Origin of the sequence: Candidatus Sororendozoicomonas aggregata (assembly GCF_031528575.1) — a bacterium.
Lineage (GTDB): Bacteria > Pseudomonadota > Gammaproteobacteria > Pseudomonadales > Endozoicomonadaceae > Endonucleibacter > Endonucleibacter aggregata.
Window position 1 is genome coordinate 25,835 of record NZ_JAVLSP010000012.1, and the last position, 12,014, is coordinate 37,848.

Here is a 12,014-nt window from a genome sequence, read left to right on the forward strand (position 1 = left end):
ACACAAGGAGGTCCGCATGTTACTGGTTGTTGTTGTCGTGTCAATTATCGCATTGACCGGACTGCTTTCCATGGTTGAATCTGCCATTATCTGCGTTGACGAGCTCAGGCTGGCCCGCATACTGCGGAAAAAACCGTCTCACCAAAAGGATATCAAGTACATTATTCGCAATAAAAGCGAACACCTCTCTTCTATCGTTCTGCTGACCACACTCATCAGCATTGCCGGCAGCTCTTCAGTCGGTGCTTTGGCATCACAAAGGCTCGATAGCTTTGAGCTGGCAATTTTTACCGGCCTGCTGACCTATTGTATGCTGGTCTTCGCCAAGATGCTGCCCAAACTGGTTGCCGTACAAATTGCTGACCAGGTTCTAACCCATGGCGCTCCTACGATTCGTATTTTCTGCCGGCTGCTTACCCCCGTACTCTGGTGTATCCTGCTCTGGGCCAGGTTACTGCCCAAAAAGCGGAGGGAGCGCATTACTCGCGATGATTTAAGAAGTATTATCAAGTATTACAAAAAAAACGGGGCAATCGCCCCTGAAGAAAGTGTGATAGCAGAGCATGCCTTGAACATTCACAGCCGCAAGCTGACCGATTTACTGTCAGACCGGGGACCGATGATCTGGCTGCCTGCTGATGCCACCATTGACTCCGTTTATGAAAAAGTCAGAAAGTCAAACTTTAAGCGCTATATCGTGATATCCAAGGGCAAAGCAACAGGTATCGTTTTATACCGCCATCTGGCGCGTGCGGTGATTAACGGTGACCAGGACAGAAAAATTGGCGAGCTGGCCCGGCAGGCCATTTTTTTAGCACCAGAGACCACGTTACTTGAAGCACTGGAGCAATTCCGCGAAAACCGCGCGTCGGTGGCTATCTTGCCCGGAGACAGCCCAGAAGAAAACAAGTTTGTGACAGTTAAGCAAATTTACCGTGCTGTCCTGCATAAATCAGCTTATTGATGATACGTTTAAAATCCTTCTCCTTCGCCTGTTGGTATTAACCGCATATGGCAGCGATTGCTAAACTGATCATCCATCGCCTCAAAATGCGCCTGTAGCTGAGGTTTGGCCCCCTCTATTACAACCTCCTTGAAATGTAATGTTATTTTTAATGTAAAGAAACTGTCTTGTTCACCATGCAAAAGTCTACTCTCTGGAAGAAGGAAGTAAGGAACACTGGACGATAAAGTAAATTCGACAATCATTGCAGGCTCACAGGACACCATAAAACTATAGTTCAAATCTGCAGTGCCAAAGCCAAGGCCTATAAGCTGGTGCCCGAGAACCGACCATAGCCCCGACATGACTCTTGCCTCAAAAATCATCATAATGAGTCCTTGGTGCATAAAAGATGAAAGCCCTTCAATATTTCTCTCCACCCAGGAAAACTCACTTTCTTTCATCAGATGGTTCCATTGTTTTAAACTCAATTCCCCTTTCCCTCGCTTGCTGACCTTCCAGCCACCCAGGTAATAATCCGCGCGGGGTAAATCAGCTTTCATAGTGTGGGACATACCACTCCCAGGTGGCGCATTCCTGATTTCTTCATTAATTATATTTATAAGATGATTCCTCCAGACAGAGGAAAGCGATCCCCTTGACTCGAACCTGTCAGATCCGAAGCAGGGTGAACGCTGCTTTGAAAAAAAATGTTGTCTTATTTTTCTAAACACAATTCTGCCTCTGCAACGTATAATACTTATTAACTTTTGATTAATATAGCTGTAAATACTCAGAGCATACAAAAAATAACCGTAAAATCATTACCAGTATACCGAGTGTTGCTTAGCAAAAATATCGGCTTTCCGTCTTTTATTACGGTGCTCCCTGATAAAACTTACTATCGCCTTTCCAGAAAATATAAAAAACCAACGACATATTTAAAGAGTAATCTTTTCTTCAATGGCTTTGGCTTCTTTCCTAACTTACCTTGCCATATTACTGCCGTTTAAGTTGACTGCCGTCAAATGTAAAGATAAAGCTGATTTTTAGTGCCTGTGGGTGAGCTGAAAAAATAGAAAGTGTCAGATTGTCTAATTTTTATTGTCAGTTTTTTATAGTCATTGTAATTAACCTATTTACCATGCCTTCTATTTTGTCAGAAAGCATAATAAGTAGAACTCACATTGAGGGGGTTATAGTAATAACCTACGCTTACCGGAAGCCTGTCGGACTTAAGACAATTTCGGCCTAAAATCCAGAAAGCGCGAGAAAGCGCGGCCAGAATTTTATGCTCGAAAGCATAAGTCCGACAGGTTCCTAGCGCTTACATTCTTAATTGTTCACTTTTTTCTTTTATCTATGCTGTACCACAGGTCAAACAATAGTAACTGGTTACAACAAGTCACTAAGAGTGACTTGGTGGGCAGCAATTTTAAAAAAAGTATGAATGAATATGGAAGACCAATCCAAGTTGGCTTTTTTAGCCGGTTCCGCATTATTTCTGGAATTGATGGACACATCGCTGCTGTCAAATTTAACCATCCCTCTTGCTCATATTTTTAACGTTAGTCCAGACCAGATTGCCGAACCCATTTTATCGTATACCATTGGCTCATGCCTGTTTATTCCACTGGTTGCCTGGCTGTGCAAAAATTACTCGCCAATAAGACTACTGCTGATGTCTATTTTGGCCTTTTTAGTCAGCTCTCTAGCCTGTGGCCTCGCCAGTGATTTAACAACATTTACACTGGCCCGATTCTTTCAGGGAGTGTCGATCTCTTTCGCCGCCCCTGTGGCCATGATTATGCTGATGGAAAGATGCACGGAGGACAAGGTAGCCTTTTACGTAGGCATGGTAAATATGCCAGGACTGATTGGCATTGCCATTGGCCCGGTTGTGGGAGGATTCTTTTCTCACTACGCGTCCTGGCGATATGCATTTTATATTAATGTTCCCACCGCGTTATTTCTGTGTGTATTTATCTATATTCACTTTATCAGACACAGTTTTATGCCTGCCATAAAAGAAAAGGTGCCTTTTGATTTTTCAGGTTTTTTATTTTCATCCCTGGCCATTGTCCTGATTTCTACAGGTGTTGAGCTACTTGCTCAAAAACAAAGTCATTTATCCATGGTCGCGTTAATGCTGGGCACTTTTTGCCTGCTCTTTTACTTACTACTATGGTGGAGAAGAAGGGAAACCAGGGTTCTTGATCTTGGTGTTTTTAGCAATACAAAATATTTGCTGGGAGCGTTGATAAACTGCATTACCCGTATCGGCATGGCGGGTGTACCAGTGGCTATTTCTATTTATCTCCATCAGCACTTTCAATTTAGCGTGCTGCAAACGGGTTTCTATCTGGCAGTTATCGGAGCAATGGCCGCAACCGCAAAGTTAATGACTGGTTTTTTAAACAACCTAGGGCTTGAAAAAAGCCTCGCTCTATCCATATTAGGCAATAGTATTAGTATATATTCTGCTCAATATCTGACAAACAATGTCTATAGCATGAGAAACCTTTTAATCCTCACTGGATTTGGTTTTTTTCAATCAACACTATACACCTGCATGAATGCGATTATGTTGGTTGATATTAAAAAGCCAATGATGGGTAATGCCTGCAATATTCAATCTATTATTCAAAAACTATTTATTGGCTTTGGCATTGTTTTTGCTCTGTGCCTACCTGGTTTATTACACAACTTTTTTAGTAATGCCGGGTATATTTTTTCATACTATTGTAACTTATCTGCCCTGATCGTCGCTTCTGCAATGATTTTCATTGCAGTATTCCATCGTAAGCACATAACTACTTTTTGTAGTTGTTTACTTAATCTTCAGAAGAAGTAATTCAGGAGTAATATCCATGAATGTAACAGTAATTGGTGCAGGCCCGGCTGGCTTGGCAGCTGCCGGTCATATGGCCCACAAAGGTCATAAAGTAACGCTGTGGAACCGATCATTAGAAAAAATTAAAGCATTAAAGGAAATAGGCACGATTATCATGGAAGGTGTTATCAATGACACTGTTCAATTAATCAATATTACTACCGACCTTGAAGAGGCTGTCAAAGGCGCTGATTTCCTCTCCTTAATGGTTACTTCTGATGCTTATGAAAGTATTGCTACCAAAATGGCACCTTACCTTGAAAACGGACAGAGAGTGTTATTGAACTGTGGAGGAGTTGGCGGGTCACTGTTATTTCAGAAAACATTACATGGGGCAGGTTATCATCCAAAGATCACCGTTGGAGAAACAGATAACACTACTTACGTGGCCAGATCTCCAGGTGTGGGAAAAGTTCTGATTAGTGGCATTAAAAGTAAAAACTATTTCACAGCTCTGCCTCTGAATCAGGCTCAGGGTTTTCTTGATGCTATCCATGACGTATATCCACAATTCCAGTTAATTGAGGATCCGCTATCTGTAGGGTTGCGTAATGTAAACGGCACTCTTCATTCAACTGGTATCGTACTTAATGCCGAGCGTATAAGACGTAAAGAAAGTTTTAACTTCTATGTTGAAGGTATTACACCAGAAATTGCCCACTATATGGAAATGCAAGATAAGGAAAGAGTAACTGTTGCCCAAAGGTTGGGTGTCCGGACACAAACGGTCATACAGTGGTTGCATTCCGTTTATGATACACCTATGGCTGATCTTTATACAGTAATACAAAATAACAAGCCTTATAAGGCTGATTTACCTGCCCCAACTACGTTTCAGCACCGCTATATTCTGGAAGATGTACCCTCCAAGCTTATCCCCCAATTGGATATTGCAAGAATTCTGGGTATACCACAACCACTGACAACCGACATCGTGAATAAAGCGTGTGAATTGGCAGGGGTTGACTTTTTTGCTATAGGACGAACCGTCGAAAAGCTTGGTCTGACCGAAGAAGATATTCTTCATTATTCTCAGCAAAACAATGCCCCCTGTCTGGAGAAGTTAAGGTATGCAGGCTAGGAGCCTGTCCGAGAATAGACTACCCTACTGCGGTTGCGATAAATTGGTCTAAAAATTCCTGCTTCTTCGTCAAATAGCCCCACTATTATCCTCAGAAACAGAAATTTTTATCCTCAATTTCTCGCAATCCTCGCTACGGGCGCTATTCTCGGTCAGGCTCCTAGGAGCCGGTCGGACTTAAGACAATTTCGGCCTGAAAACCAGAAAGAGCGGCCAGAATTTCCGATCAATTTGCTTAAATAGGTCAACTATTCACACAAATTGATCGAACAATCTGACTCGCTCTACTGAATATCATGCTCGAAAGCTTAAGCCCGACAGGCTCCTGGTGGCAATAAACAATCTACCAGTGTGCCTTCTCGCGCACACTGATCCCGATTACAGGGTTACAATCAGAAAGAAAGCTATACGGTGGTGTCATTAAAAGCATTAAAAGCATTAAAACACAATAGTCACCTGTCCATGGTTTGTCAGGCAGTGCCACCGACAGTAATTTCGTCAATCTTCAGTGTCGGTTGACCGACGCCCACCGGGACAGACTGACCATCCTTGCCGCAAACCCCCACGCCAGGATCCAAAGCAAGGTCGTTGCCAACCATGGAGACTTTATTCATAACATCCGGGCCATTGCCTATTAACGTAGCTCCTTTTACTGGCTGCGTTTTTTTGCCTTTTTCAATAAGCCAGGCCTCACTCGTAGAAAATACAAACTTTCCAGAAGTAATATCAACCTGCCCCCCCCCCATATTTTCAACATAAATGCCTTTATCAACACTGGCAATAATTTCATCGGGATCATGCTGACCTGCCAGCATATAGGTATTGGTCATTCGTGGCATTGGCAGATGGGAGTAGGATTCTCTTCTGCCATTTCCGGTGGAGGAAACTCCCATTAACCGGGCATTGAGCTTGTCTTGCATGTAACCTCTGAGAATACCGCTCTCAATCAAAACAGTTGACTCAGCAGGAACGCCCTCATCGTCAATATTAAGGGAGCCACGTCGTCCTGCCAACGTACCATCATCAACAATAGTACAAAGTGGCGAGGCAACCCGTTCACCAATACGACCTGAATAAGCTGAACTCCCCTTGCGGTTAAAGTCACCCTCCAGTCCATGCCCTACGGCCTCATGTAGCAACACACCAGACCAACCGGCGCTTAATACGACAGGCATCGTACCTGCAGGTGCGGCAACAGCCTCAAGGTTCACCAGCGCCTGTCGAACAGCTTTACGGGCATATTCCAGACCTTTGTTGTTCACTAAAAACTGCCGATAGTCTCCACGACCACCACCACCGGCTGTACCTCGCTCAATCCGGCCATTTTTTTCTACAATAACACTCACGTTTAAACGGACCAGGGGGCGAATATCACCCGCCAAAGTACCATCAGAGGCGGCAACCAGAATAGTCTCATGAACACCGGCTAAACTGACATTGACCTGCTTTACTCGCGAGTCCGCTTTGCGCGCTTCCTGGTCACAAGCATGCAGTAAAGCCACTTTTTCTTCAGGTGTGACGGAATCCAGAGGGTTATCAACACCGTACAACGCTAATGGCTGACTACGCTGCCACGCTTGCACCTGCTTTTGCTGACCTGATCTGGCAATACTGCGTGCGGCGCCCGCGGCTTCTTCCAGGGCAGGTACAATGATTTCGTTGGAGTACGAAAAACCGGTTTTCTCTCCACTCATAGCCCGCACGCCTACGCCTCGGTCGACATTAAAACTGCCGTCTTTCACGATGCTGTCTTCAAGACCCCAGGCTTCATGTCGAGTAGACTGGAAATATAAATCAGCCGCATCTACCGTATGACCAAGCATGCTGTTCAGCACCCGCCCTAAATCGTTATCACCAATATTTGCAGGCACTAACAGTTGGTCACGCGCTTTTGTTAGAATATCGGTCATAGGTAATCACTTCTCTCTGGGCGTCAGTTGTATAGGGTTTATGGTACGGGATTAGATGGGGTGACGTCTATTTCTCCAGACGCGTACTCAGCTTGATTATATAGCCTGAGCTCCAAATAAGTAATGCGAAGTCTTGCGGTATAATACCACTTATTTGAACTGTGCAGTGGCATCATACCCATAGCAGTATTTTATACTATTGACGACTTCTTGATCACAAGTCACAGTGCCTGTTTATACTGCGTCTTCACCGGTTTCGCCAGTTCGGACGCGAATCACTTGCTCCAGCTCTGTCACAAAAATTTTACCGTCACCAATTTTCCCGGTATTGGCTGCTTTTGTGATGGTTTCAATCACCTGGTCCAACATATCATCACCAATAGCCACTTCAATTTTGACTTTAGGCAAGAAATCCACCACATACTCTGCACCGCGGTATAGCTCTGTATGCCCTTTTTGACGACCAAAGCCTTTGACTTCTGTAACAGTGATACCCTGCACGCCAATATCAGAAATCGACTCACGAACATCATCCAACTTGAAAGGCTTGATAATTGCCGAAACCAACTTCATACACTTCTCTCCCGGAGGCCATTACTATAAATGCAGGGGTAGCCCTGACAAAATCAGCGTATCAGTCTACGCCGACGGCCTGGTGTATCCAACCCGTTAAACAATCATTGTCTGATTTTCAAGATCCATATCAGGCTGATCAGTAGAATCAAAGGCGTTTTGTTTTCAAAAAAGGGCCAATGCCAGACATGGAGCCTTTTTTTATTGTTCATCATTATTATGTGTGGAATGCTTAAAGCAGAGGAGCGACGTCAATGCCCCTAATTTTTGCTGGGCCACTAATATGGATAATAATCATAAGGTTTCCACGAAAAATGCATCGTTCACTACAAAGCCTTTGCAAGAGGAACAAAAGAACGGTGCTGGAAAAAAGGTCTTTTTTGGGCGCCGGAATGCTCAGGGGAAAGATGAAAAATCAACCCTTGTCAGCCATGACAACCCCGTTTCGGCGCCTGAACAGGATAAAGCTATTCGCTCGTATCATATCTCACCAGCCAGTGCTATCAAAAAACGGATACAAGCTGGCAAGGCTGTTTTGGGGCAATGGTATGGTAACGTGGCCAAGGTTTATTCAGCGGCTGTTAAACCAGAGAAACCCGGTAACGCTTCTGCCTCAACAAAGCGCAAGGGGATTTTTAGTGGTCTGGTTAAAACCTTCCGTTCACGCAAGGCAAAATGGATAGAAGGCGATAAGTGGAAGCAACAGCGTTACGAGAATACATTGCAGCATTTGAAAGAAGCACTGAAAGGGGGTATACCAGATAAAAGCGCGCTGTCAAAAGAGTTGCGACAACTGGAAAAAAAACGGTTGGCGATGCTGGCAGAAATCCTCAATGAGAAAGGTGGCGCTCATACGCCAGGCAAAACACCAAGGAGTCGGTATAAGCATTTTTTAGCGTATTTTCGAGAAACAGAAGAGCATCTGAGGCATTGCATGAAAAAGAACACCGATGCCGCTAGCACTGAATACCTGAACGGTATTTTCCACGAACTCAATACCCTTTCAACGCATCTATTCACAACGCCCCTGCAGCCATTTTACAGTGCGTTTATTCAATCTTTAAAACCTGCTCGAAAGGGGGATGTACTAACACCCGACTCTGGCAGTGCCCTGGCATTAAGGCTGGAGGAAACGCAAAGGCTGATTCAGGGAACAAGGTCTGAGTTGGAAAATGCGGCGACCCCCTTTCACTCCCTGCGCAATCAAGCCGGTAATATTGCTGCCGGGGAGTTGGGGTTCAATTATGACCCGTACTATCAGGGGAATACCCCCTATAAGCTGTTCGAACTATCAACAGGCAAGGGGGAAAAAGGTATCGCCTGCATTCGGATGGGCACCCCCACCATTCAGGCAGTGGGGACATTACCTGAGCTTTCCCCTGAGTTTAAACGATTTATCCGGGCCCAGGGGGATAATGAACACCACCTTTACATTAACCGACAGCGACGAGTCGGGGTTGAAGGGCAAAGGAGCCGGCTGTTGGAAAAAACCAGAGACGACAAGACCCTTGAGAAGCTTTCTGTTGTCACGATTCCCGCTGATGGCAACCTCTATCATCAAACAGGAAAATACAGTGAAGATGTTGATTTTCAAACTTTCAGTAATACGATTGTCAGTCATTTACTGGACGACAAGGAAGGTTTTTTCTTTCCGAGCCATTTAAGAAGAACCTTCAGTGGGGAAGAAAACAGTTTTGAACACTTTATAGAAAACACACTACAAGAAGTAAAAAAAGAGCTGAATATCCCCGATGGCAAGAAATTAACGCAAGACAAGCGGCGGGCTATTTTATTTCATTTTCTCAATAAAAATCTGGTGACAGGTCTTATTCAAGCCACCAGGGCAACCAGTTACAACAATACCTGCAAAGACGACATTGATCGTGGCGGTATGGCAAATGCTTACCTGTATGCTGTCTCTCACTGGCCCGAAGCCAGGAAAAGTACAGAAGCACTTGAAACCTTCACCAGAGAACTTGAGGGAATGACGTTTGCGCCGGCTGTACTGGTTAAGAAAAGGGGTGTGATCGAACACCGCTTCCATGACTTCACCAATGCTTTGCGAGAATTGGACGCCATTTGGCGTTGAGGCTATACCTATCGCCTTGTCTAACAAGTGTAATGAGTATGATGGCAGGATTACAGCAGTCATAGGAAAAACAACGCGTCTCTTGTTTTTTACCCTATAGCTGATTTGACAATGCTGTGTGTCATCGCTCTTTTGTGCTGATTAATCTGAGAGTCCCCCTCTTGGTAAGAAACTCTATACGACGATAGAGTCATTGCAGTTTGAACCAGGAGCCTGTCGGGCTTAAGCTTTCGAGCATGAAATTCAGTAGAGCGAGTCAGATTTTTCAATGGATTTGTGCGAATAGTTGACCTGTTTAAGCAAATTCATCGGAAAACATGGCCGCTCTTTCTGTATTTCAGGCCGAAATTGCCTTAAGTACGACAGGCTCCTGGACGAATGGCTAAACGTCTACAATACTGAGCAAGCACTGCGATGGAAGCTCATCCATCGAACAATGGTGACCGGGAAAGCAATCTGGAAGGAAAAGTTTTCAGCTTGAATTTGAGCTGACAAACACCCGCTGAAAATCGACAACTGTCAGGTCAAGTCTGAGCTATTTACAGGCTCAAAACGGAGCAGTGATGAAAACATACAACCAATACGTCCGCAAACAAGAAGGTATCCAGGCAGAAGTATTTGTTGAACCATCCAATGAAGCAAAGTTCCTGCTGCGCAATTTTGGCTGGTTAGTTTCTCCCCCTGACAAACGTGGCAATTTTCTTAGCCGCGCGATCCGTTCCGCAATGGTCGCGCCGTTCACACAAATGACCTTTTTCAGCTTTGACTTACAAGCGTTCTTGTTTCAGATCTTCCACCAGACCAAGCTTGCTCGCTTTGGTCATTTCACCTTCATGATGTTCGTTAATATGTTCATCATGGCAGGTTTGCGCGGCGTTGAAATCGCTACACTGAGCAACGGAGTTATATTCTCAGGCGCGACCACCTACGCTGCGATTCTGCTTATCTGGTACGTTGCTATAGCACTGGTGACCAAACTATATGGGTGGATGCTTATCTCATTACCGTCAGTTGTCGTATTGTATGCTGCCAGTGGCGCTTATATAGAGTGGTTACCGGCTGATCACGCTTTGTACCTAAACCCCTGGATTGCCACGGTAATCAGTGCTTTTTTGATCGCCACTTCGCATATACTGGAACCCAAGCTACCGCCGCGCGCTGCTAAAGACTTTACGTGGATCAGCGTACACGATTTTATCTTGGGGAAAAATGGCCGAAATTCCACGTTTACCATGGCTCGAAACACCATCAAGACTGCCTCATTCCTCATTTGGGGCACCCTGGACGAATGCTGGGCTTCACCACGACTGATGCCCTATAACTTTTTGATGCTCATGTTTGAAGCGGGCTATAAGCCTGAAGTATACGACAAGCTCAAAGCGCGAGCTGACAAAGCTATGGAAAGCGGCAATCCAGCAGTGGACTACGTTGGTATTGGCGGTGGCTCGTTCATGCAAATCCCCAGGGCCTGAGCACCACTGCTAAATTACCAGATTCTTATGTCAACAGAACCCGGGACAACGCATTGATGCCTGGTCGGTTTTGTCTAAACTATTTAACATAGTGTTACAACTTGTTAATAACTATCAGTGTCCATCGTAGTAAAAAAGAACAAGGGTAAGGAGCAGTGTTATGCCAAATGAAAATGCCACAGAGGCGCAACCTCTGATTGCTCAACCCTTATCCATAGAAACGGGGCACGCCCCTCTCCGTCAGGATAATACTCATTATCCCAAAATGCGGGAAGCCGACTTGGTAGACATCAATTGTAGTATCTGTCGGAACAGTTTTGAGAAAGGTGATACTGCTGCCAAGCTAAAGGAATGTGAGCACATTTTTCATGAGAATTGTATGTTGCGGTATCTTGGTGTGCCCGATGCCTACCTGGACCCTTCTGAACCTTACCGGACGCTCTGGTATAAATTGACACATTTAGCAGAACCATCGGCTTGTTCTGGTATTTTTAGCTGTTACTACCCGCCTTGGAGTTCGCGCCGGAATCCGCGTAATGTTAAACTCAGTGATAGTGATATCTCACTGCTTCATCAACCCGATCATCCCCAGTTCCTCGCAGGCCACCTGTATAAAATGAATCATTATGGGAATCAGTACAAGTATCGATATTACCAGAGCGAATGGTTCGATTACCAGGGTAGACGACCTGATTGTCCCAATTGCCGTCAACCGTTCAATGTCGTAGGAAGTTACACGCTTTACCAAATTACAAATACCCCTGATACTGCTTTTGGATAAACCGCAAAGTGCAACAAAAGGAAAAAATTTTCCAGAAATAACTTTCTGATGCCCTTCCTTTTCAGATCAAGCTACTTCATTCCAGTTCAGTCACCGTTTGTCTAGGAGACTGTTAATTTAAGGCGTTTGTTTGTTGGGCCGTTTGTTGAGCCATATAAACTTTGGGTAAAGAAAGTTTTTTGTTAGTAAAGCGTGATTACCCCTCAGGACTGTGTAAACACTGTTTAAAATAGTATTTACTGTACAGAAAAAAATAGACGTTCTCATCATAA

Annotated in this window: 9 protein-coding genes; 6 read left to right on the forward strand and 3 right to left on the reverse strand. The window is 44.6% G+C overall.

The window, feature by feature from the left end:
- Positions 1-16: 16 nt before the first annotated feature.
- Positions 17-964 carry a CNNM domain-containing protein gene (locus V4C51_RS04070; RefSeq protein WP_330924852.1) on the forward strand — a complete coding sequence of 316 codons (948 nt, stop codon included), beginning with the start codon at positions 17-19 and terminating at the stop codon, positions 962-964.
- An 8-nt stretch (positions 965-972) separates the two neighbouring features.
- On the opposite strand, the gene V4C51_RS04075 is transcribed toward V4C51_RS04070, so the two are convergent.
- A complete protein-coding gene (locus V4C51_RS04075; RefSeq protein ID WP_330924853.1) occupies positions 973-1,506 on the reverse strand; it encodes a hypothetical protein in 534 nt (177 codons plus the stop codon).
- An 893-nt stretch (positions 1,507-2,399) separates the two neighbouring features.
- On the opposite strand from V4C51_RS04075, the gene V4C51_RS04080 reads away from it, so the two are divergent.
- Positions 2,400-3,797, forward strand: coding sequence for an MFS transporter (locus V4C51_RS04080; protein ID WP_330924854.1), 1,398 nt, complete (start codon positions 2,400-2,402; stop codon positions 3,795-3,797).
- A 16-nt stretch (positions 3,798-3,813) separates the two neighbouring features.
- Entirely contained in the window at positions 3,814-4,917 is a 1,104-nt protein-coding gene (locus V4C51_RS04085) for an NAD/NADP-dependent octopine/nopaline dehydrogenase family protein (protein ID WP_330924855.1), read from the forward strand.
- Between the two features lie 470 nt (positions 4,918-5,387).
- On the opposite strand, the gene tldD is transcribed toward V4C51_RS04085, so the two are convergent.
- Positions 5,388-6,827 carry a metalloprotease TldD gene (tldD, locus tag V4C51_RS04090; RefSeq protein WP_330924856.1) on the reverse strand — a complete coding sequence of 480 codons (1,440 nt, stop codon included), beginning with the start codon at positions 6,825-6,827 and terminating at the stop codon, positions 5,388-5,390.
- A 234-nt stretch (positions 6,828-7,061) separates the two neighbouring features.
- Positions 7,062-7,400, reverse strand: coding sequence for a P-II family nitrogen regulator (glnK, locus tag V4C51_RS04095; RefSeq protein WP_330924857.1), 339 nt, complete (start codon positions 7,398-7,400; stop codon positions 7,062-7,064).
- A gap of 283 nt (positions 7,401-7,683) precedes the next feature.
- Here glnK and V4C51_RS04100 point away from each other — a divergent pair, with 283 nt between their 5' ends.
- The 3 genes from V4C51_RS04100 to V4C51_RS04110 all read left to right on the forward strand — a co-directional run bounded on the left by V4C51_RS04100 (position 7,684) and on the right by V4C51_RS04110 (position 11,742).
- Positions 7,684-9,489 carry a hypothetical protein gene (locus tag V4C51_RS04100; protein ID WP_330924858.1) on the forward strand — a complete coding sequence of 602 codons (1,806 nt, stop codon included), beginning with the start codon at positions 7,684-7,686 and terminating at the stop codon, positions 9,487-9,489.
- A 563-nt stretch (positions 9,490-10,052) separates the two neighbouring features.
- Positions 10,053-10,961: a hypothetical protein gene (locus tag V4C51_RS04105; RefSeq protein ID WP_330924859.1), complete on the forward strand. Its 909-nt coding sequence runs from the start codon at positions 10,053-10,055 to the stop codon at positions 10,959-10,961.
- A 160-nt stretch (positions 10,962-11,121) separates the two neighbouring features.
- Positions 11,122-11,742 carry an RING finger protein gene (locus tag V4C51_RS04110; protein ID WP_330924860.1) on the forward strand — a complete coding sequence of 207 codons (621 nt, stop codon included), beginning with the start codon at positions 11,122-11,124 and terminating at the stop codon, positions 11,740-11,742.
- Positions 11,743-12,014: the final 272 nt, after the last annotated feature.

Excerpts from the sequence above, each read along its gene's own strand:
- V4C51_RS04070 (WP_330924852.1), top strand. The coding sequence starts at position 17 with ATGTTACTGGTTGTTGTTGTCGTGTCAATTATCGCATTGACCGGACTG.
- V4C51_RS04075 (WP_330924853.1), bottom strand. The coding sequence starts at position 1,506 with ATGAAAGCTGATTTACCCCGCGCGGATTATTACCTGGGTGGCTGGAAG.
- V4C51_RS04080 (WP_330924854.1), top strand. The coding sequence starts at position 2,400 with ATGGAAGACCAATCCAAGTTGGCTTTTTTAGCCGGTTCCGCATTATTT.
- V4C51_RS04085 (WP_330924855.1), top strand. The coding sequence starts at position 3,814 with ATGAATGTAACAGTAATTGGTGCAGGCCCGGCTGGCTTGGCAGCTGCC.
- tldD (WP_330924856.1), bottom strand. The coding sequence starts at position 6,827 with ATGACCGATATTCTAACAAAAGCGCGTGACCAACTGTTAGTGCCTGCA.
- glnK (WP_330924857.1), bottom strand. The coding sequence starts at position 7,400 with ATGAAGTTGGTTTCGGCAATTATCAAGCCTTTCAAGTTGGATGATGTT.
- V4C51_RS04100 (WP_330924858.1), top strand. The coding sequence starts at position 7,684 with ATGGATAATAATCATAAGGTTTCCACGAAAAATGCATCGTTCACTACA.
- V4C51_RS04105 (WP_330924859.1), top strand. The coding sequence starts at position 10,053 with ATGAAAACATACAACCAATACGTCCGCAAACAAGAAGGTATCCAGGCA.
- V4C51_RS04110 (WP_330924860.1), top strand. The coding sequence starts at position 11,122 with ATGCCAAATGAAAATGCCACAGAGGCGCAACCTCTGATTGCTCAACCC.